At 68.2% G+C, this 19,353-nt stretch carries 20 protein-coding genes and 1 pseudogene; 14 read left to right on the top strand and 7 right to left on the bottom strand.

What is annotated here, in order from left to right; all coding sequences use genetic code 11:
- Positions 1–526: 526 nt before the first annotated feature.
- The 7 genes from AMA02S_RS39010 (at position 527) to AMA02S_RS42615 (ending at position 6,994) form a co-directional block, all read left to right on the top strand.
- Positions 527–715 (top strand): NAD(P)-dependent oxidoreductase, encoded by a 189-nt coding sequence (locus tag AMA02S_RS39010; protein ID WP_067469940.1) that lies wholly within the window; start codon positions 527–529, stop codon positions 713–715.
- 279 nt (positions 716–994) lie between these two features.
- The gene (locus AMA02S_RS39005; RefSeq protein ID WP_067469937.1) at positions 995–1,558 is read left to right on the top strand and encodes a histidine kinase; all 564 of its coding nucleotides are present in this window, start codon (positions 995–997) and stop codon (positions 1,556–1,558) included.
- Between the two features lie 80 nt (positions 1,559–1,638).
- Positions 1,639–2,484 carry a DUF4097 family beta strand repeat-containing protein gene (locus AMA02S_RS39000; RefSeq protein ID WP_067469952.1) on the top strand — a complete coding sequence of 282 codons (846 nt, stop codon included), beginning with the start codon at positions 1,639–1,641 and terminating at the stop codon, positions 2,482–2,484.
- A 19-nt stretch (positions 2,485–2,503) separates the two neighbouring features.
- On the top strand, positions 2,504–3,478 hold the full coding sequence (locus tag AMA02S_RS38995) for an ATP-binding cassette domain-containing protein (protein WP_067469934.1): 975 nt from the start codon (positions 2,504–2,506) through the stop codon (positions 3,476–3,478).
- Positions 3,475–4,278, top strand: a complete 804-nt coding sequence (locus AMA02S_RS38990) for an ABC transporter permease (RefSeq protein WP_067469931.1) — start codon at positions 3,475–3,477, stop codon at positions 4,276–4,278. The genes AMA02S_RS38995 and AMA02S_RS38990 overlap by 4 nt, the downstream gene beginning before the upstream one ends.
- Before the next feature lie 394 nt (positions 4,279–4,672).
- Entirely contained in the window at positions 4,673–5,707 is a 1,035-nt protein-coding gene (locus AMA02S_RS38985; protein ID WP_169806972.1) for a serine hydrolase domain-containing protein, read from the top strand.
- Positions 5,708–6,346: 639 nt separating this feature from the next.
- Positions 6,347–6,994 carry a DUF4158 domain-containing protein gene (locus AMA02S_RS42615; protein ID WP_157431140.1) on the top strand — a complete coding sequence of 216 codons (648 nt, stop codon included), beginning with the start codon at positions 6,347–6,349 and terminating at the stop codon, positions 6,992–6,994.
- 159 nt (positions 6,995–7,153) lie between these two features.
- On the opposite strand, the gene AMA02S_RS44820 is transcribed toward AMA02S_RS42615, so the two are convergent.
- Genes AMA02S_RS44820 through AMA02S_RS41075 form a run of 3 tightly spaced genes read right to left on the bottom strand, consistent with a single transcriptional unit; the run spans position 7,154 to position 9,069 of the window.
- The gene (locus tag AMA02S_RS44820) at positions 7,154–7,285 is read right to left on the bottom strand and encodes a hypothetical protein (RefSeq protein WP_281181961.1); all 132 of its coding nucleotides are present in this window, start codon (positions 7,283–7,285) and stop codon (positions 7,154–7,156) included.
- Between the two features lie 55 nt (positions 7,286–7,340).
- Positions 7,341–8,576, bottom strand: a complete 1,236-nt coding sequence (locus AMA02S_RS38975; protein WP_067469923.1) for an epoxide hydrolase family protein — start codon at positions 8,574–8,576, stop codon at positions 7,341–7,343.
- Positions 8,509–9,069 carry a MarR family winged helix-turn-helix transcriptional regulator gene (locus tag AMA02S_RS41075; protein WP_084266056.1) on the bottom strand — a complete coding sequence of 187 codons (561 nt, stop codon included), beginning with the start codon at positions 9,067–9,069 and terminating at the stop codon, positions 8,509–8,511. The genes AMA02S_RS38975 and AMA02S_RS41075 overlap by 68 nt, the downstream gene beginning before the upstream one ends.
- A 316-nt stretch (positions 9,070–9,385) precedes the next feature.
- Between AMA02S_RS41075 and AMA02S_RS43740 the strand changes: the two genes are divergently transcribed.
- Positions 9,386–9,562, top strand: coding sequence for a zinc finger domain-containing protein (locus AMA02S_RS43740; protein WP_439951629.1), 177 nt, complete (start codon positions 9,386–9,388; stop codon positions 9,560–9,562).
- A gap of 203 nt (positions 9,563–9,765) precedes the next feature.
- Here the strand turns inward: AMA02S_RS43740 and AMA02S_RS43735 are convergent, their stop codons facing one another.
- Positions 9,766–9,921 (bottom strand): hypothetical protein, encoded by a 156-nt coding sequence (locus AMA02S_RS43735; RefSeq protein WP_218005279.1) that lies wholly within the window; start codon positions 9,919–9,921, stop codon positions 9,766–9,768.
- A 170-nt stretch (positions 9,922–10,091) separates the two neighbouring features.
- On the opposite strand from AMA02S_RS43735, the gene AMA02S_RS42610 reads away from it, so the two are divergent.
- Complete coding sequence (locus tag AMA02S_RS42610; RefSeq protein WP_157431139.1) at positions 10,092–10,259, top strand: hypothetical protein; 168 nt, start codon at positions 10,092–10,094, stop codon at positions 10,257–10,259.
- 87 nt (positions 10,260–10,346) lie between these two features.
- On the opposite strand, the gene AMA02S_RS38965 is transcribed toward AMA02S_RS42610, so the two are convergent.
- Positions 10,347–11,459, bottom strand: a complete 1,113-nt coding sequence (locus AMA02S_RS38965; RefSeq protein WP_067469920.1) for an ABC transporter substrate-binding protein — start codon at positions 11,457–11,459, stop codon at positions 10,347–10,349.
- Between the two features lie 376 nt (positions 11,460–11,835).
- A complete protein-coding gene (locus tag AMA02S_RS38960; RefSeq protein WP_157431138.1) occupies positions 11,836–13,125 on the bottom strand; it encodes a hypothetical protein in 1,290 nt (429 codons plus the stop codon).
- 594 nt (positions 13,126–13,719) lie between these two features.
- On the opposite strand from AMA02S_RS38960, the gene AMA02S_RS38955 reads away from it, so the two are divergent.
- Both AMA02S_RS38955 and AMA02S_RS38950 read left to right on the top strand, forming a co-directional pair.
- A complete protein-coding gene (locus AMA02S_RS38955; RefSeq protein ID WP_067469914.1) occupies positions 13,720–14,775 on the top strand; it encodes a tyrosine-type recombinase/integrase in 1,056 nt (351 codons plus the stop codon).
- Between the two features lie 370 nt (positions 14,776–15,145).
- Positions 15,146–15,970 carry an LLM class flavin-dependent oxidoreductase gene (locus AMA02S_RS38950; protein ID WP_067469911.1) on the top strand — a complete coding sequence of 275 codons (825 nt, stop codon included), beginning with the start codon at positions 15,146–15,148 and terminating at the stop codon, positions 15,968–15,970.
- 162 nt (positions 15,971–16,132) lie between these two features.
- On the opposite strand, the pseudogene AMA02S_RS45230 reads toward AMA02S_RS38950, so the two are convergent.
- A pseudogene (locus AMA02S_RS45230) lies at positions 16,133–16,309 on the bottom strand (darcynin family protein); the annotation flags it as partial.
- A 576-nt stretch (positions 16,310–16,885) separates the two neighbouring features.
- Here AMA02S_RS45230 and AMA02S_RS38945 point away from each other — a divergent pair.
- The 3 genes from AMA02S_RS38945 to AMA02S_RS38935 are packed head-to-tail and all read left to right on the top strand — an operon-like array spanning position 16,886 to position 19,104.
- On the top strand, positions 16,886–17,497 hold the full coding sequence (locus AMA02S_RS38945) for a dihydrofolate reductase family protein (protein ID WP_067469908.1): 612 nt from the start codon (positions 16,886–16,888) through the stop codon (positions 17,495–17,497).
- Positions 17,498–17,548: 51 nt separating this feature from the next.
- Positions 17,549–17,872, top strand: a complete 324-nt coding sequence (locus tag AMA02S_RS38940) for a YciI family protein (RefSeq protein WP_067469905.1) — start codon at positions 17,549–17,551, stop codon at positions 17,870–17,872.
- Positions 17,869–19,104, top strand: coding sequence for an RNA polymerase sigma factor (locus tag AMA02S_RS38935; protein ID WP_067469902.1), 1,236 nt, complete (start codon positions 17,869–17,871; stop codon positions 19,102–19,104). The genes AMA02S_RS38940 and AMA02S_RS38935 overlap by 4 nt, the downstream gene beginning before the upstream one ends.
- The last annotated feature ends 249 nt before the right edge of the window (positions 19,105–19,353 follow it).

The raw sequence follows: 19,353 nt of genomic DNA, 5'->3' as shown, positions 1-19,353 counted from the left end.
GCCCGCCCATCCAGATCATTGAGCAACCGGCTCACAGTCGACTCACTGAGCTCAAACCCCAAACCCCGCAGATGCCGAGCCGCAGCCCGCGCCCCCACCGGACCCTCCTGCACGCTCATGAACGCCAAAAGCGCAGACTCCATCCCCGACGCATGCCGCACCCTTACCTCCCCATCACCAGGACCGTTGCCGGAACCGTAAGTGCAGTGTCCTGGTATGTCAATAGTGACGAACGTTATGGGTATGTGACAGTTTTTGATCATAAATGACGGACATGGGAGAATCGGATATTAGGTCACAAACCGACCCTCCACTGGGTCGTCCGGACGCTACGCGCCACGACCTTGGAGGCTGGAGTGCCCGGTGTCGGGGGCGGCCGCCGACAAGGCGTACGGGATGAACTACGAGTTCTGGCGCTTGCCGAGCTGTCACCCCAACAGAGATCTGCCCGTCTCCTGGCACCCTTGACCAGCACGATCAGCCGCCCCGTCTCCCGGCCACGCCCCCGACCCTCGACTGGGTCTTCGTGAGCCCGGCGCTCAGGTTCGGCGCACGTACGCCCGGCGAGCGCCTCGGCCGTTACCGGCTCGGCGACGACGTCGCGGTTCAGCCGCAGGACGGCGGCGCGATCTCCGCCGCGGACTACGCTCTCGGGTTCGTCGACCTGATCGAGAAGGGCGACCACCACAGGACGCAGGTCAACCTCGGCCAGTAGTCGGCCACTAGGGCGCTTGGCCCACGCTCTCCCCCGCGCAGGTGGTAGGTGGTGTGCCTGCCTCGCCGTACCGGCAAACCAGCTCCAACACCTCGATATCGGCAGGTTAGCGGTGTTGTCACTCCAGAACTCCGAGGTGTCCAGCAGCGCGATCAGGGCCCCGGTGGTGGGCCGATTCGGCGCGCTGGAGCGGTTGCCCGACCGCGGCGTCAACTTCGACACCAATTGACGTCATAGTGGCGCTTGACGTGACGTCACAATGACGTCATAGTTGCAGCCATGGACCTGATGCCGTACGTCGAGAACCTCCGTCGCGAACTCGCCGTCGCCGCGGAGGCGGGCGGCCCGGAAGCCCGCGCACTGGCCGAGCGCCTCACCGGCGCCCTCGAATCGGCCGCGCGGCTCACCCTGCTGGAGGCGCTCTCGGCCGCGGCGGACGAGATCACCAGCGATCTCGCACCGGGCTCGGTCGAGGTGCGGCTGCGCGGCGGCGACCCTGCGTTCGTGGTCACACCGCCGGAGACGGCGCCATCCGTCGGGCAGGCCGCCGGCACCGGGATGGAGACACCTCGGGCGGCCGTATCGCCGCCCGCGACCAGCTTTGCCGAGCCGCCGACCGTACCGCCGTCCTCCGATGAAGGCGGCACGGCACGGATGACCCTGCGGCTGCCCGAGCACCTCAAGCTGCGTGTTGAAGAGGCATCCGGCCGGCAGGGACTCTCGGTCAACGCCTGGCTGGTGCGCGCCATCTCCGCGGCGTTCGAGTCGGGCGAGGGGAGCCGCGCCGCCAGCCAGGCAGAGCCTGCCCCGAGCGGACGCAGCTACACCGGCTGGGTGCGCTGACACCGCCTCCTCGGCCCCATCACTCATCGCCCGGCACTGAGACCGGGATGTTCCACAGGACCCATGAGGAAGGCTCCGCCATGCCTACTTTCGAGACCCCCGAACCGATCACGGCTGACATCGAGATCTACACCGGCCAGGTCCGGATCAACGCAAGCGACCGCGCCGACACCGCGGTGGAGGTGCGCCCGAGCGATCCGTCCGCCGAGGCGAGCGTGCAGGCCGCCGAAAGGACGATCGTCGAGTTCTCTGGCGGACGGCTGCTGGTCAAGGGGCCGAGGCCGAAAGGCCTCGCCTCCCTGCTCTCCTGGCGCGGCTTCATCGACGTGATCGTCGACCTGCCGGCCGCCTCCCGCGTCGAGGCCAGGGGCGCCGCGGACTTCATCACCACCGGCTCGCTCGGCAAGACCGTCCTGCGCAGTTCGAACGGCGACATGCGCTTGGAAGAGACCGGGCCGCTGGAGGTCAAGACGGCCAACGGCAACATCTCCGTGGACCGGGTGACCGGCCCCGCCGAGGCGACCACCTCCAACGGGACGATCCGGATCGGGACCGTCGACGGCACCGGTGTGGTCAAGTCCTCCAACGGCGAGATCAGCCTCGGCGAGGCGACCGGCGACCTGCAACTGAAGACCGCCACCGGCGACGTCACCGTCGGCCGCGCGCTGGCCGGCCTCACCGCCAAGACCGCGTACGGCCGGATCCGGATCGGTGCGGTGGTGCGCGGCACCGTCCACCTGGAGAACGGCTACGGCAAGGTCGACGTCGGCATCGCCGAGGGCACGGCCGCCTGGTTGGACCTGCACTCCAAGAACGGCGTGGTGCGCAACGCCCTGACCGCCGCCGAAGGCCCCGAAACCACCGACACGGTCGTCGAGGTGCGCGCGCACACCAACTACGGCGACATCGACATTCACCGGTCCTGACCCCCGAAGGAGCCCCCTCATGAGCGACGCGATCACAGCCGAAGGACTGGTCAAGAAATACGGCGACGTGACCGCCCTGGACGAACTGAGCTTCCGCGTCCCGCAAGGGACGGTGCTCGCCCTCCTCGGCCCGAACGGCGCAGGTAAGACCACGACGGTACGGGTCCTGACCACTTTGCTGCGACCCGACGGCGGCCGCGCCACCGTCGCCGGATACGACGTCGTCAGCGACGCCCGGCGGCTGCGCGCGCACATCGGGCTGTCCGGCCAGTACGCCGCCGTGGACGAGCACCTCACCGGCGCCGAGAACCTGGAGATGGTCGGCCGCCTCTACCACCTGGGCGCCAAGCGCAGCAGGAGTCGTGCCCGCGAGCTGCTCGAACGCTTCGACCTCGCCGACGCCGCAGACCGTCCGGTGAAGGGCTACTCCGGGGGCATGCGCCGCCGGATCGACCTGGCCGGCGCGTTGGTCGCCGACCCGCCGGTGCTGTTCCTGGACGAGCCGACCACCGGTCTGGACCCCCGCGCCCGCGCAGCGCTGTGGGACACCCTCTCCGAACTCGTCGCGGCGGGGAGCACACTGCTTCTGACCACGCAGTACATGGAGGAGGCCGACCACCTCGCCAACCAGATCATGGTGGTCGACCACGGTCGCGCCATCGCCCGTGGCACCGCCGACGAGCTCAAGGACCAGGTCGGCGGCAACCGCATCGAGCTGACCGTGACCGACGCCACCGAGTTGGAGACCGCGCGCCAGTCGCTCGCCTGGGTCGCGGTCGGCGCCATGCGGACCGCGCCGGAGTCGCTCCAGATCACCGTCCCGGTCACCGATGGTCCGGAGGCGCTCCGCGAGGTCCTCGGCCGGCTGGCCGAGGCGGGGGTCCGGGTGCGGGACGCCGGGCTGCGGCGCCCCACCCTGGACGACGTCTACCTCACCTTGACCGGGCACCAGGCGTCCGGCACCGACGAGCGGGCCCGGGAGGCCACCCGATGAACGCCATCACCATGCCCATCGCCGACGGCTGGACCATCGCCAGACGTAACACCCTGAAGATCAGGCGGTCACCGGACCTGCTCGGCTCCGCGATCATGTTCCCCGTCGTGTTCGTGCTGATGTTCGCCTACGTCTTCGGCAGCGTCATCAACGTCCCGGGGATGTCGTACAAGGAGTTCCTGCTCCCCGGCGTCTTCGTCCAAGCCGTGATCATGGGTGCACAGATCACCGGCTACACCCTGACGCTGGATCTGCAGAAGGGAATCTTCGACCGGTTCCGTTCGCTCCCCATGGCCCCGTCCGGGGTGCTGATTGGCCAGACGGTCAGCGACCTGCTGATGAATTTCGCCAGCCTGGTCGTCATGGCGGTGATGGGACTGATCGTCGGATGGCGGGTACACACCTCGCCCTACGAGGCCGTCCTCGGGTTCGGGCTACTGCTGCTGTTCGCCTACGCGTTCTCCTGGTTCACCGCGACCGTCGCGCTGGCCCTGCGCACCCCGGAAAGCTTCAACAACATCGCCACGATGGTCTCCTTCCCGCTGATGTTCATCTCCAACGCCTTCCTCGACGCCTCCAAACTGCCGACGCCACTCCGCGTCGTCGCCGATTGGAACCCTGTCTCCACCTTCACCCAAGCCGCACGCGAACTCTTCGGCAATACCAGCACCGCGATGAAGACCTCGGACGCTTGGCCCATCCAGCACGCCATCCCGGCATCACTGCTCTGGATCACCGCCATCCTGATCGTGTTCATCCCGCTGGCGACCCGTCTCTACAAGAAGGCGGTCAGCACCTGACCGTTGCCGCACCCCAAGGCGCCCCACCCCGCCAACCCGCGCGGAAGGGGCGCCTTCGCCATGTCGAAACTGTGAGCCCAGCCATCCTGTCCGGTGGAGGCGGAAGCGAGGGGATGCCTGTCTTCTGGTTGTATCGCGGGCGTATCGAAAAACGCAGACGCCACCGCAACGGTCCTCCGTCTTGGGTGGAGGCATGGACCGCAGCGGTCCGTGCCGAGGGCATGGTGCCGCGGCTTCGGAAGGTGATCACGCAAAGGAGCGTGTCGTGTCACGTAGGAGCGTTCGTCCGCCCCTGAAGAGGGCCGGTGTGGCCGCCGGTGTCGTCATGGTGATGATGGCCCATGCCGGGCCTGTCACCGCGGCGCCGGCGCGGGTCGGGAACGTGCAGAAGGCGATGGAGGAGCTGGCCAAGGCTCCCGGGGTCGTGGGGGTCGTCGGCGGGGGCTTCGTTGACGGGAAACCCATCGGGCTGGGCAGCGGGGGCTCCCGGTTGCTCGGCGGCAAGGGCGGGAGAATACCCGCGGGCTCTCGCTTCCGGATCGGCTCGCAGACCAAGCAGATGGTGGCCACCGTCGTGCTGCAACTGGTCGAGGAGGGCAGGTTGGGCGTGGATGACAAGCTCGGCGACCTGCTGCCGGAGGTGGTGAGGAAGGATCTGGTGGAGCGCGCCGACGAGATCACAGTACGGCAGATGCTCCGGCATACCTCCGGCATTCCCGACTGGTACGCCACCAAGCCGAACCCGGACGGAAGCGAGGGAGAAGACCCCTCATTCGACGTGTTCGACTTCACGACCAATTATCGGCCGCTCGATCTGGTGAAGTGGAGCCGCGACCGGCCCCGGACCGGTGAACCGGGCGAGAAGTGGTTCTACTCCAACACCAACTACACCCTCCTCGGCGTGATCATTGAGAGGTTGACCGGCCACGACCTGGCCGCCGAGCTGCACGGGCGCCTGTTCGGACCGCTCAAGATGACCAAGACCTACCTTCCCGGCAAGCCGCCGGAGGGCATCAAGGGTCCGCACGGCCACGGTTACTACCCCGACGCCAACGGCAGGCTGCGCGACGCGGACCGGTTCAACGCCAGCATCGCCGGGGCAGCCGGAGGGGTGGTCTCCACCGCGCACGATGTCAGCGCCTTCCAACGGGCGTTCACCCAGGGCAAGCTGCTGCCGCCGGAACTTCAGCGAGTCCTGACCGACCGGCTGCCCATTGACTCGAACGCCCGAGCCAAGGGCCGCGGCGGTTGCGGTGACGATTTCTACATCACTGGCGGGACCGCTCCCGGCTTTCTCACCATGACCTTCTATTCGGAAGACGGCCGCCGCCAGCTCGCGGTGTCGGCCACCTTGAGCGTCAAGGACCTCAGCGGACCGGGCCAAGCGATGGGCAAGGTCGTCGAGAGCGTCTTCTGCCCATCCTCGTGAGCGGTGGCTCCGGGCCCTCCACCCGCGTCAGAGGCTGAGGGCGAGGGGTCCGGATCCGGGAATGCCACCCGCCGACTGCCTGGCGCGAGAACACGCGGACGGCGCCGGACACCTTTACTCCGCCGTGAGAAGGCTCTGCTTCCGCCGGGCCAGAAACGCAGCAGTGGCATAGGAGCCCGGTCCATGCCTATTGCGGTGGCCTCATCTACGGGCATGAGGGAAGCGAACCCGCTGACTCGGCTGCGGGCTGGGCCACCGCAATAGGCTGCGTGATACTCGGTGTGGCGGTCACCGCGACGATATTCATCGCCCTGATCGCCTTTTGAGTTGGCCATCACGCCCGATGTGAACGCCGGCGCCACGCTAGGCGATGAGGTCGCGGACGAAGGGCCATCGTGCTGGGCCGCCGGCCAAGTGTTTCCTCGCGGAGAATCCCGGAGCACTGTGTCCACTCGGAAGTCCGTCACCGGGCCCAGGAGAATTCTCCCGCGGGGCGCCGCAACCAGGCCCTGGTGTCCTAGCTCAGACACCAGCCGCAAAGTAGGCCGCGGGTAGCTGGACGAGCCCCGTTTCCCTGTCCTGGGCCTCCTCGTTGGTCTGATCGAGTGATCGAGTGATCGAGGCCAAGGGGGCGGGCGTATGGCAGGAGTGGTCGTCAAAGGAGCTGCTGGCGAACTGGACGCTGGTAGGCGGCAACTGGGACCTGGTGGCGAACAAGAGCGGAGCGACGCGGCTCGGCTCGGTCTGGCGCTGAAGTTCTTCGAGCTGGAGGGCCGGTTTCCCGATGTGCTGGAAGAGGTACCGCCGGCCGCGGTGGAGTATGTCGCCGAGCTCGTGAAGGTCCCGGCGACCGACTTCGCGAAGTACACGCTGGTCGGCCGGACTGCCGAGCACCACCGCAAGCAGATCCGCGAGGCCCTGGGGTTCCGGCCGTCGACGGTCGCGGACGAGAAGGCACTGGCCGAGTGGTTGGCCGCGGAGGTCTGTCCGGTCGAGCTGGTGGAGGACCGGCAGCGCGAGGCACTGCTGGTGGAGTGCCGGGCCCGGGAGATCGAGCCGCCGGGCCGGACCCGAGTCGAGAAGGTCCTCGTCGCGGCCCGGGGCACGTGGGAGAAGACGTTCTTTGCCCGCACCATCGGACGCCTGGGTGAGGCGGGCACGGCCCGGCTGCTGTCCCTGGTGGCCGAGGACAATGAGATGAGCACCGCCCTGCTGGCCACCCTGAAGCGCGGACCCGGGTGCAGTGGGCCTGGACTCCCTGCTGACGGAGATCGCCAAGCTCAATGACGTGCGCAAGCTGGGGTTGCCCGATGGGCTGTTCGCGGACTGCGCGGAGAAGCTGGTGGCTGCCTGGCGAGCGCGGGCGATCAAGATGTACCCCTCGGACTTCCGCGACACGGCGGAGGACGTACGGATCACCCTGCTCGCGGCGCCGTGCTCCTCACGTCAGGCGGAGATCACCGACGCCCTGGTGGACTTGCTGGTCGCCTTGGTCCACAAGATCAACTCCCGTGCCGAGCGGCGGGTGGAGAAGCAGCCCACCGCCGAGCTGAAGAAGGTCCGCGGCAAGGAAGGCATCCTCTCCAAGCTGGCGACGCCGCCGTCGACAAGCCCGACGAGCGCGCCGGGTCGTTCAGGACCTGCGGCCGTGGAAGGTGCGGCGCAGGTCGCTCACCCAAGCGTCGGGGTTCTCCCAGGGGATGAAGTGGCCGCCGTGGTCGTGAGCATTGACGTTGACGTGGTTGCACCAATCGGCTTGCGGGCTGGACTTGAACGCGCGGACGCGCTCGTCGGCGGTGTGGATGCCGGGCGGGTTCTCGTAGGTGACGAAGGTGAGGCCGACCGGAGCCTGTACGACCGGGGTGCGGTCGTGGGCGGGGGTCCAGGGGTAGCGGTTGGCGTTGGCGTAGTAGCGAATCGACGTGGCGATGGAGTTGTTCGCCCAGTAGATCGTGGCGTGGGTCAGCATGTCGTCCTTGGTGAAGACGGACTCGAGGTCGCCGCCGTTGTCGCTCCAGGCGTTCCAGCGCTCCAGCAGCCAGGCGAGTAGCCCGGCGGGTGAGTCGCTGAGCCCGTGGGCCAGGGTGGCGCCGTCGAGCATGTGCACGGCGAGGTGGGACGCCGAGCGGCGGTCCCGCTCGATGATGCGGGCGCGGACCTCGGCGGGCTGGTCGTCGGTGAGGGGCCGGCCCTGGGCGAGGTCCCAGGCGCGGGGGCCGGTGAAGAAGTTGAGCGGCAGCCCGGAGGCGATGTGGATGCCATACAGCTCGTCGGCGTACTTGTGGCCGAGCTGGCTGGAGACGAGCCCGCCGATGTCGCAGCCCCCGGCGGCGTACTTCTCGTATCCCAGGGTCTCGGTCATCAGGGTGTGCCAGAGGTCGGCGATCTTCCAGAAGTTGACGTCGGGAAAGCCGGTGAGCGGTCCGGGGAAACCGAAGCCGGGCAGGGACGGCACGATGACGTCGAACGCGTCGGCGGGGTCGCCGCCGAACGCGGCCGGGTCAGCGAGCGGGTCGATCACCTTCGACCAGTGCCAGAACGTCCACGGCCAGCCGTGGGTGAGGATCAACGGGATCGGGCGAGGGCCGCGGCCGGGCTTGCGCATGAAGTGCACCGGGACACCGGCGACGCCCACCTGGTAGTGCTCGTAGGCGTTGATGGCGGCCTCGGCCTTGCGCCAGTCGTAGCCGTCCTGCCAGTAGGCGACCAGCTCACGGAGATAGCTGTCCGGGACGCCATAGAACCAGTCCCCATTCCCCTCATCCAGCGGCGGACGGGTCAGCGTGAGACGGGCACGCAGGTCATCGAGGACCTCGTCGGACACGTGGATCGGAGTGGGCTCCAGGGGAAAGTCCTGCAGGGTGGTCATGGCGTGGTTCCTTACTGGGTGGAGGAAGCGGTGCCGTCGGCCCGTTGGGCGGTTGGGCGGCGAGCCGGGCCATTTCAAGGAGCGCGGGCAGCGACGAAGCGAGTGCCTGCTGGTGATGCGGGTCGAGCTGGCCGGTCAGGGTGGCCAGGCGATCGATGCGTTCCTTTCGCCGCGACTCGACCACCTTGGCACCGGCGGGTGTGAGCTGCACCAGCACCGCCCGGCCGTCCGAGGGATCCGGGGACCGCACAGCCAGGCCGTCCCGCTCCAGCCGGGTGACGAGCTGCGTCATCGCCGGTTGTGTGACCCGCTCGCTCGCCGTCAACTCAGACAGCCGCATCGGCCCGCTGCCCGCCAGAGTGTGCAGGACACCCAGGGTGGTAAAGCTCATCTGCTCCACCGACGCCAGGCGAATGAACACCGCCGTGAACTGCTCCAAGGCGAGGTCCAGCGCTTTAGCCTCCAGGCCAGCAGGCGACTCGATCAAGGACATACCTCAATTCTATCAAAAACTTATATAAACTTCCTATCTATTAATGCCCCAGGGCCTGGAATGCTGACGTAAGGCTGATCGTGATCGCGCCATGCCGCGCACGACAGGGGCCCCGGAGCACCGTGGGAGCGAAGGGGGTCTCAAGGTTCGGAGCGGAGCTCCGGCGCGAACACTCGACGGCTTGCGACCGCTCGTGAAACAGGCGATCACTCGGCGGTCCACCTGCGGCGATCGTGTTTCATGAGTTGTTGCAAACGGCTGGACGTCTGAAACGCCCTCATGAAACAGTCCGGGGCTGTGCGACGACTTCAAGCGTGTGGAATCGCACGACTGCCCGATGTCCGCCTGCGCCGCCCCCGCGGGCTCCCCGTGCCGGACCGGCAAGGGCAAGGTGGCCATCCAGCACCACACCGCCCGCTTCCGCCTGGTACCCCAACTCGCCAAGACCCTGAGCGTGCCGACCCCCGCCCTACGTAAGCCGGGCTCGGCGTGAACCGAGCTGCCCTGGCCGGTGAGCGCCGGCGCCGAACCGGTCGGACACGTCCGCCTCGGCTACGCCCGCGCATCGACCGCCCGGCAGTCCCTCGACGCACAACTCGACTCCCTGACCGAGGCCGGGTGACCCGGGTCTTCTCGGAGAAGATCTCCACCCGCGCCACCAAGCGACCCGAGCCGGAGCCCGCCGTCAAGCTCGCCTCAGAGATCCGCTCCTCCGGCGTCGCCGTCACCCTCGTCGTCCACGAACACGAGCGGCTCGGCCGCGGCATCGAACTCGCCATGCTCGCCGAGGAACTGAAGACCAGCGGCGGCGCCGGGGTCACCGACGACGACATGCTGTCCATGGCCCTCCACCTACGCGACCAGGAGATGAGCCTGCGCGCATCGCCAAGCGCCTCGTCATCACCACCGGCGCGAAGAGGGGCCAGCACCCCTCGCCCGCCACCGTCATGCGGATGCTGCGAGAACACGACGAACAGGCCGCCACAGCGGCGAGCACGTGATCTTCGGCTAGTTTGCTGCTGGTGTCTGAGCTGGGACTCCAGGCCAACCACGAGGCGTCACCGGCGCGGCAGCACGGTCTTCTGGTCAACAACTGCCGCGCCGGGGCCTGCTTCAGCTGTTCGCAGGCGGCGCGGATCTGGTGCTCGACGGCACCGGTCGGTGCGCGGGAACCTGTCCCGCGCTGGTGACCGGTGCCAGCAGCGTGGCCCGAAGGTCAGCTCAGCCGACAGGTCCCAGGCGAGTTCGGGCAGATTCGGACCTCCGGACCCGTGCTCTCAGCCAGTGTGGAGAACCCGAAAGCGATCGGGTTGCGCCGGATCTCGATCAACAACGTGGATTGGCGGCCAAGCCCATTGCCAAACGCTGATGCCTGGTGTGCGGGAGAACTGAATCTGGCCCCGGGTGCCTTCGACCGCGACACGCGGCCAGGATTCGGCAATGCGTGCCCTGTCTGCGCCAGAGGAACGCAGCACCTCGGCGAGGACGGCGACGGTGTCGTAGCCCTCAAAGGCGACGAAGGAAGGCGGTTCGGCCAGCCGCTCGCAAAGAGCGGTCTCGACTCGTGCTCCAAGCGGGCTGAGGCGCTCGGGCAAATAGCGCAAGAACGGGATCGCGGTGCTGTCGTCGCCGAGCAACGTCGTCCATCCGGCGAACTCCGGTTGCCCGGCCGGAGCACCGATCATGATCTCGGCGAGGCGCTGGTCGCGGCGGACGGATCTGACGATCGGCACTGCCGGCTCAGGGTGGCCGACCAGTAGAAGGAGGGCCGTCGCGCGATTGCCGACGAGTTCGTCGCACACATCGGTGGGGGTGAGCGCATGCATATCGAGTTCGATGACGGTACCGCCGCGTGGAGCGAGGTAGTCCCGCAGTATGCGAGTACCGGATGTCCAGTAGACACTTGATTCGGCCGCCACGGCGATCCGACGGTGGCCCGCGCTGAGGAGGGAGTCAGCGTAGATCTGCCAGCCGTGGGACTGTGCCGGTGCGAGACGCGCGACCCATTCCGTTGGCTGTTCGGTGAGCGCGTCGAGAACCGCAGATGAGCAGAGGAAGGGCAGGCCGAGCGCGTCGGCCCTGCTGGCAGCGGCGCGAGCGACAACGCTGTGATACTCCCCCGCAAGGGCAGCCACGCCGAGGCCGGCCAGTTCATCCACGGCCGCCGCAGCCTTCTGCGGATCAGCTGCGGTGTCTCGGATCACCAGTTCGAGTGGTCTTCCGACGATCCCGCCGGCGCCATTGACTTCGCGAGCGGCCAATTCGAGTCCAGCGAGCAGGTGGTGACCAGCCTCGACCCAGCCGGGCCGGGACAGCGGAACGAGAACGCCGATCTGGACGGATGATCCGTTGGCCTGCTCGGCTGTGGATGGCGAGGGTGGTGCGTTCATACGCTGGCGTCTCCCGTGTGACAGGTCGGTTGCAGTTGGCTCGGACCGCGGCATGGCAAGGCCAAGCGGTAGGCGTTCATCTCATCTCGCAGGAGCGAGCACGCCTTGAATAGAGCACTTACCACCCTCAGCCAAAGCAACCGGCTACGTGGTCGCTGAGCTGCCAGGCTGTGAGGGTCCCTCATAAGTGGAACCCACGTGAGTCGCGGCCCGTAGAGATGCGCGGTTGCGATGAGGACGGTCTTCAAGAGGCGTTGGTCGGCTAGAGCGCGTTGGCTGGCGGAGACCAGCAGTCTGCCCTGGCAGCGTCCGGTGGTGGAGGGGCTGCACCGTGCCTAATCGGAGGACCGCGCGCAGACGCTGCGAAGGAGGCCGTCTAGGACGATGCCGGCCCCGCATCCTGGGTCGATTCACTACGCGTGGGCTGGGTTTGCTCAGCCCGTAGCGCGCGTTCCAGGTGGGCTGCGGCGTCGATGCGGGCGGCGTCGCGTTCGGCAACGGCAGCCTCGAGTTGGGTCTGTAGTCGGACGGTCTGGGTGAGCTGCACCTCGCGAGCGGCGTCGCGTTCTTGTTGTGCGGCGGTGAGGGCCTGCGCGGCGGCGTCACGTTCCTGAGCGAGTAGTCCTTCGGCGTCCTCGGCTCGCGTTGTGGCGGTTTGGACGGCTTGTTCGGCAGAGGCCAGCGCGGTTCTCAGCCGGGTCAGTTCGTCCTGGGCGGTGGTGAGTTCCTGACCGGTGGCGGTGAGCCGGGCGCGGGTCTCGGTAAGCCGGCCGGTCTGCTGGTCCAGTTCGGCGCGGGTGCGGTCATGAGCCTGCCGGGATTCGTCCAGGGCGTTCTGTAGTTCGGAGCGGGTCTGCTGGAGGGTCTCATCGGCGGCGCGTAGCCGGTCGTGGGCGGCGTCCAGGTGCTGTTGGGCGTGCTCAGCCGCGGCTTGAGCAGCGGTTTCGGTGGCCTGGCGGGCCTCTGCCTGGACCTGGGCGGTATCGCGAGCGGCGCGTGCTATCTCTTCGGCGGCCAAGGCGCGTTCCTCGGCCCGGTGCCGTGCGTCGGCGGCCGCGTCGGCGGCGACCTGGGCGGCGTCCTGGCCTTGTTCGGCGCGACGCCGGGCAGCGTCGGCTTGGCGGGCGTCAGCCTGTGCTTGGGCGGCCTGCTGTTCCAGGATGGTGTTGCGGTCCACCACCGTCGCGATGATCTGATCGATCCTGTCCGCGGCGGCGATCTCGCGAGCGGCGCGGTCGCGAGCGTCGGCGGCCAGCCCGGTCAGCACCGCACGCAGCGCTGCCAGAGGTTCCTTGACCGCGGCGGCGGCCGGGCTGCGGCCCGCGGCATGCGCTTCGGCCTGGCAGTCCTTGACCACCTGCCCGCCGGGGCCGTGCTCGGGCGGGCAGTACTCGGGACGCCGGCCGCGGGCCTTGGGCGGCCGGGGCAGGGGGGTGTCGCAGTGCTTGCACCGGCCCCACGGTGCCGCCGGGTCGGCACCCCGCGGTGGTCTCCGGCCTCCACTCAGTTCTTCACTCGGGTCCCCAGGAGTCTCAGACGCCCAGGCTCCGGCCGGTGCGGCGGCTGAGCCGTTGGTCAACGCAGCCGACGACTTCCCCAAGGACGGCGTGGCCTCCGTGGACCACTGCCCCTCGTCAACTCCGCGCCGGTCATCGTGATCAACCATGTCGAGAGCATGGCAGCTTTTCTTGTCACAGACAATCGAAACTCGCTGCGATATTTTCTGATCAGAAAAAGTTAGCAGCGCATAATCTCAGTTATGCGGTAGGGTGTCGCTCGTGATCAACTTCTCTGGCGGAGCTCCAGCTCGGCTCAGCGAGCCTGATGCCGACTCACTGGACTCGGTGCGGGCGGACGGAAGCTCCTCGCTCAGGTCCATCGAGACGAGAGATGCGCAGCGACGCCCTGCGCCGACGCCGACTACGCGGACCCGGGTATCCGGCGCAGTCGCCGACGCGGATTGGGGCGCTTCGGCGGCCGCCCGCTTGTTGGACCGTCCCCGCGTTGTCGCCCTGCGGTCTGGACGCCGCGGTCGACAGCGGCCGGAATCGGCTCGCTCAGTGGACGGTTCAAAGGCGTGACCACCGACGACAGCAGCGGACCATCGACCGAGGACCCGGACCACGTGCTGCAGGGCAGCATCCTGCGTCCTCGCCCTGGGAACAGCACCAGAATCAGCCCGGTTGCCGGAGCTACTCCCCCGCCGGGGCCGCCTCGTCCGAGTGGCTTGCCGGTAGAAGGCGCTCGACCAGCGGGGCCGTTGGCCCGTCCGGCCACGCCGCTGGCCGCCGACGCGTTGGCGAAACTGGACGCCGACCTCGGCCAGGTGCAGGTCGCGCGGTTCGGCGGGCGAAGGATCTACCGCCGCCGGATCGAGCTGCTGGCCGAGGCATGTACCCCGCAGACCTTCGCTCTGGTCCTGGACTGGCTGAGCAGCACCCGCCGCAGCTCGGTGGCCACCAAACGCAACTATGCCGACGACCTGCGCCGAATCTGGGCCCCGCTAGCCCGCGAACTGGGCCACGAGGCATTCTCCGTGGGTTGCCTGACCCGCGAGCACGTGAGGATGTGGCGGCTGCGCCAGGAACGCGCGGGTCTCGCCAAGCGCAGTATCGGCCGCTACGTGGCCTGCCTGTCGTCCCTGCATAACTACGCCGCCGGACATCTGGACCCTCCACCACGCAATCCGGTCACCGAAGACGACCGTCCGCGGATCGACTCCGGCAACAGCGCCACGTCCACCCCCGTGCTGGAGGCAGAGGAGGTCCGCATGGTGGCTGCCTGCGCGACCGACGGGCTGGACCTACTGGTGGTGATGCTGCTGTACAGCCTGGCCGGCCGCGTCACCGAACTGTCCGCCGCCGACGTGTCCGACCTGGTCGACGACGGTGGCCGCTACTGGCTCACCGTGACCCGCAAGGGAGACAAACAGCGTGCGCTGCCGCTCCCGGAGCCCTGTGCGCGGCTGCTGCGCCGGCACATCGGTGCCCGCACCGGCGGACCGCTGCTGCTGGACGACAAGGGCGACCGGCTCGACCGCCACGACATCGACCGGATCAGCACCCGGCTGGGCCGTGCCGCGGGCGTCCTTCCCGGCCGCGACCTGACCCCGCATGTCTGGCGTGCCTCGCGCATCACCCACATGCTCGACCGAGGAATCCCTCTCGCCGATGTCCAAGAGTTCGCTGACCACGCCAATCCCGCCACCACCGTCGGCTACTGGTCCCGCCGCAACCAAAGCAAGATCGCGGCCGGTCACGTCGACCAGGCGATGGGCATCTTCGACGGCCTCGCCTTCCCGGCTGCCCCGGGTTGATCGGAGTGTCCGGCTCTGGCGCCGAACCGGTGGTCAGTATCCGGCTTGCCGCTGACCGTCTCTTCGAAGGCCCTCCGGCGATTACGTCGAGTGGGTGAAGCCGCGCGGCCGTCCGTCCGAACGAGTCCTCGTCAGCGCGCGAGGCTAGCGTGGTGAGATGCCACAGCTTGCCGTCAAGCAAGAACCCATCATCGTGGTGGACATCGCCAACCATGATTGAGTTGATCGTAAATCATTGCTTTTGGTGACGAGCTGCTTGGCCTAGCGTGACTTTCATGATCGATGACCTCTCCACGGTGAAGCCCTCGTCGAGACCTTTGTGGGAAGCGTTCGTTTCGGTTCCGGTCCAGCACACCGGAGGCGGCCGACCATGACCCGGTTGCGTTCGGCGCTCTGGCTGCCGATCTTTGACGAACTCGCCGAGCCTGCGGTGGTCGCACGCCTGGCCGCCGAGGCGGAGGAGGCCGGCTGGCACGGCATGTTCGTATGGGACCACCTGCGCTGGCGGAAGCCCGTCCGGCAGGCGGCCGACCCGTGGATCACGCTGGCCGCGATCGCCACCGTCACCGAGAACCTTCGGCTCGGTCCCATGGTCACACCCCTTGCCCGTCGCAGGCCGGCCAAGGTCGCCAAGGAGACCGCGACGCTGGACCGGCTCAGCGGTGGCCGACTCACCCTCGGCGTCGGTCTCGGCAGCGACCGTTTCGCCGGCGAGCTTCGCGCGACCGGAGAGGAACTCGATGACCGGGAGCGGGGGCAGATGCTCGACGAGTCACTGGAGATCCTCACCGCTGCGTGGTCCGGCGGCCCGGTGCACCACCACAGCCCGCACTACTTTGTCGACGGCGTCTCCTTCCTTCCCCGACCGGTTCAGCGGCCCGGCGTGCCGGTGTGGGCGGCGGGATTTCCCGGCAACCTCAAGCCGTTGCGCCGGGCCGCCCGGCATGACGGCTTCTTTCCGGTCAATCTCGAACACCCGGACGAGCTCGCCGCCGTGGTCGCCGCCATCAATGATCTCCGCCAAGAGAAGACGGCCCCGTACGACATCGCCGTCGCCCTTCCGTCCAGCGCCGATCTGACGCTCTACGCCAAGGCGGGCGCCACCTGGTGGCTAGCGGAGTTCCCGCCGGAAACGGTGTCGCTGGATCAGGTGCGAGGCGTGCTCCGCGACGGCCCGATGGAGCCTGCAGAATAGGCCGGGTTCTGAGCCGGATCGGGTGGCCGGCCCGCTCCTGCCTCGGCCTTGTCGGCGGATCCGCTGGCGAGCGGCGACGCGGGCGACTCGTCATCTGCTCGGATGAGTTGCCACCCGGTGCTTTCGCCCGGCGTGGCGGCACCGGGTGGTCAGGACGGAGCGTCAGGTGGCGAGGGTGGCCACCGGTTCCAGGTCGTAGGTGCGGGCGTAGCCGTTCTCGGTGCCCACGAGCAGGTCCACAACGGTGAAGTAGCGGTCCCAGAAGGGAGTTTCGCGCAGCGCGTCGATCAGCTGCCGGTAGACGTCATGGTCGTCGGCCTCCCATACCCAGATGTCGGTGACCCGCGCATTGCCACAATGGGAACTTCAGCATCCAATCATCACCTGAAACAGAATTATGCTGGTGAACAGCCCAGACCCGGGCCTCGACGCCCCCTTCACCACTCAGCGACACGGCGCACGAACTGGGACTACGCCTGCTGGACGTCCCGCTTCTGCTACCACCGCTGACGATCGGCATGGCCTGGCACCCTCGCCACACCGCCGACGGGGCCCATCACTGGCTGCGCGGCGCCGTACGCCAGGTACTCCGTCCGGCCCGGGAGCAATAGCCCACAGCGCGAGGGCCGCGCATAGCCGGGTACCACAGTGGTCAGGCCAGTGCGTGACCACGTTGCCCCGGTTGACCTTGATGCGGGTCAGCGGCTCCAGCGACCCAGCCGCCATGCCCGACGACCATAGGAGTCGGAGCGCGGCCGCCGCGACACTGTCGTGTTGTCGGATCGATTGACGACCGGCGTCCCTGGAAAATCCTTCAAAGAAGTCCGGGAGAAGGTGTCGGATCGGGGTGGTGGCGTTCGTGGCAGGGGTGAGGTCGTCCACAGGAGGCGGCGCCAAGGCGAAGGAATCACGATCATGAAACTGACGACCGTGACTCAGGTCACCATCGATGGAGTGATGCAGGGAAACGGCGGTGCGTCGGACGAGGACCGCAGGAACGGATTCGAGCGCGGCGGATGGGCCCCGGGGGCGGGTGACGACGAGACCAGGACGTTCATCACGCAGACCTACCAGCGCGCCGAGGCGTTCCTGTTCGGCCGGCGCACCTACGAGTTGTTCGCCGGCTCCTGGGGATCGATCGACCAGATGCGCGCGCATCCCATCGGCGTGGCCTTGAACGACGCCCCCAAGTACGTTGCCTCGACCACGCTCACCGCGCCGCGCTGGGAGGACACGACCGTTCTGCGTGGTGACCTCGCGACGGCCATCAGCGAGTTGAAGGCCGAGCCCGGGGGTGAACTGCAGGTACACGGCAGTGGCGTCCTGACCCGATGGCTGCTGGAGAACGATCTCGTCGACGAGATGATTCTGATCGTGGTCCCGGTGATCCTCGGCCAGGGAGCGAGACTGTTCCCGGCGACCGGTCCGGATCTCGCACTGGACCTGGTCGAGTCGCGGGTCGACTCGAAGGGCGTGACGATCCAGGCCTACCGGCCGGCCGGGCGCCCGAGGTATGCGGCGGCCTGAAGTCTCTGACCACCGAACCACGATGTCCACACCACGGGAGATGATCTTCAGATGCAGTACCTGGTCTCTGTGATCGATGACAAGAGCGATCCCGGCAGCACGGACAGGCGGCCCGCGATCAGCGCGTTCAACCAACGACTGGTCGCCGAGGGCTACTGGGTCTTCGCCGGCGGTCTCGCGGACACCGACGCGGCCACGGTCATCGACAACCGTGGCGAGCAGGCGGTGTTCAGCGACGGGCCCTTCGTGGAGTCGAAGGAGTACCTCGCCGGCATCTGGGTGTGGGAGGCCCCCGATCTGGACGTGGTGCTCAAGCTCGCCGCCGAGGCGTCGAAGGTCTGCGATCGGAAGATCGAGGTGCGGCCATTCCAGTGAGCGACGCCGAGGAGGCGATCACCCGGGCCCACCACGACGAGTGGGCGCGGGTGGTAGCGGCCCTGACCAGGCGCTTCGGTGACCTCGACATCGCCGAGGAAGCGGCCGCCGAGGCGTTCGCGACCGCCGTGCGGCGGTGGCCGGCCGACGGCGTGCCGCCCAACCCCGGCGCCTGGCTGACCACCACAGCCAACCGCAAGGCCATCGACCGGATCCGCCGTGAGAACAAGCGCGAGGACAAGCACAGGGAGGCTCAGATGGTGTACGACGACGCCCCGCCCGAGCCGTCCGGCGCCATCGACGACGACCGGCTCCGGCTGATCTTCACCTGCTGTCACCCGGCGCTGGCGATGCAGAGCCGTGTGGCGCTGACGCTGCGCATGGTCGGCGGTCTGACCGTGCCCGAGATCGCCCGCGCCTTCCTGGTGGCCGAGAGTGCCATGGGGCAGCGGATCACCCGTGCGAAGGCCAAGATCAAGGCGGCACGCATCCCCTACCGGATGCCGTCCGCCGAAGATCTCCCGGCACGCGTCACCGGCGTCCTGGCCGTCCTGTTCCTGGTGTTCAACGAGGGCTATCTTGCCAGCGGCCCCGATACCGATCCGGTACGGCATGACCTGACCACCGAGGCGATCCGGCTCACCCGCCTGATCCGCGCGCTCCTGCCGGCCGACGGTGAGGTGGCCGGGCTGCTGGCGCTGATGCTGCTCAGCGAGGCCCGCCGCACCGCCCGGGTCTCGGCCGGCGGCGAACTGGTCGCCCTCGACGAGCAGGACCGTGGGGCCTGGGACGAGGAACTGATCGCCGAAGGCCACCGGCTGGTGCGCGAGCGCCTCGCCGCTGCCGCCGCCGGGGTGGCTCCGGGCCGCTACCAGATCCTCGCCGCGATCAACGCGGTGCACACCTCCGCCCGCGACATCCGCGACACCGACTGGTCGCAAGTCGTCGCCCTCTACGACCAGCTCGTTCGCCTCGATCCCTCGCCGATCATCGTCCTCAACCGGGCCGTCGCGGTCGCCGAGCTCGACGGGCCGGAGGTGGCACTGCCCATCGTCGACCGCCTCGCCGAGGCGTTGGCCGGCTATCACGCCTACCACGCCACCCGCGCCGACCTGCTGCGCCGGTTGGGCCGGAGTCAGCAGTCACGCGCGGCCTACGACCGGGCCATCGAGCTGGCCGGCAACACCGCCGAGACCGCCTACCTGGCCCGTCGCCGCGACCAATTGCAGTAACGTCCGCGCGTCATACGGGAGGCACCGTGCCGGCCGGCCCTTTCCGGTTCGGCGTCGAAGCGTGCATGGGCGCCTTCGCATCACTGCGGCCGGCTTGCCAACGACACACGCGGCAGAAGATCTCAACGAAATTGTGCGGCGGTGTCGGATCGCGCCAGGGGCGTTCGTAGTGGAGGTGAGAGGCCGCCCAGAAGGGGCGCCACGGGGTAAGGGAAGGACGTTCCTCATGACTGCCTTGACGGAGCCAAG

Source organism: Actinomadura macra NBRC 14102 (assembly GCF_001552215.1).
GTDB lineage: Bacteria > Actinomycetota > Actinomycetes > Streptosporangiales > Streptosporangiaceae > Spirillospora > Spirillospora macra.
Note: the sequence above shows the minus strand (reverse complement) of the source record. Positions and strands in the feature narration are given on the sequence as shown.

Bases quoted from the DNA above. Each gene is read 5' to 3' on its own strand.
- AMA02S_RS39005 (WP_067469937.1), top strand. From the start codon at position 995: ATGGACCTGATGCCGTACGTCGAGAACCTCCGTCGCGAACTCGCCGTC.
- AMA02S_RS39000 (WP_067469952.1), top strand. From the start codon at position 1,639: ATGCCTACTTTCGAGACCCCCGAACCGATCACGGCTGACATCGAGATC.
- AMA02S_RS38995 (WP_067469934.1), top strand. From the start codon at position 2,504: ATGAGCGACGCGATCACAGCCGAAGGACTGGTCAAGAAATACGGCGAC.
- AMA02S_RS38990 (WP_067469931.1), top strand. From the start codon at position 3,475: ATGAACGCCATCACCATGCCCATCGCCGACGGCTGGACCATCGCCAGA.
- AMA02S_RS38985 (WP_169806972.1), top strand. From the start codon at position 4,673: ATGGAGGAGCTGGCCAAGGCTCCCGGGGTCGTGGGGGTCGTCGGCGGG.
- AMA02S_RS42615 (WP_157431140.1), top strand. From the start codon at position 6,347: ATGGCAGGAGTGGTCGTCAAAGGAGCTGCTGGCGAACTGGACGCTGGT.
- AMA02S_RS44820 (WP_281181961.1), bottom strand. From the start codon at position 7,285: ATGCCTTCCTTGCCGCGGACCTTCTTCAGCTCGGCGGTGGGCTGCTTC.
- AMA02S_RS38975 (WP_067469923.1), bottom strand. From the start codon at position 8,576: ATGACCACCCTGCAGGACTTTCCCCTGGAGCCCACTCCGATCCACGTG.
- AMA02S_RS41075 (WP_084266056.1), bottom strand. From the start codon at position 9,069: ATGTCCTTGATCGAGTCGCCTGCTGGCCTGGAGGCTAAAGCGCTGGAC.
- AMA02S_RS38965 (WP_067469920.1), bottom strand. From the start codon at position 11,459: ATGAACGCACCACCCTCGCCATCCACAGCCGAGCAGGCCAACGGATCA.
- AMA02S_RS38960 (WP_157431138.1), bottom strand. From the start codon at position 13,125: ATGGTTGATCACGATGACCGGCGCGGAGTTGACGAGGGGCAGTGGTCC.
- AMA02S_RS38950 (WP_067469911.1), top strand. From the start codon at position 15,146: ATGACCCGGTTGCGTTCGGCGCTCTGGCTGCCGATCTTTGACGAACTC.
- AMA02S_RS38945 (WP_067469908.1), top strand. From the start codon at position 16,886: ATGAAACTGACGACCGTGACTCAGGTCACCATCGATGGAGTGATGCAG.
- AMA02S_RS38940 (WP_067469905.1), top strand. From the start codon at position 17,549: ATGCAGTACCTGGTCTCTGTGATCGATGACAAGAGCGATCCCGGCAGC.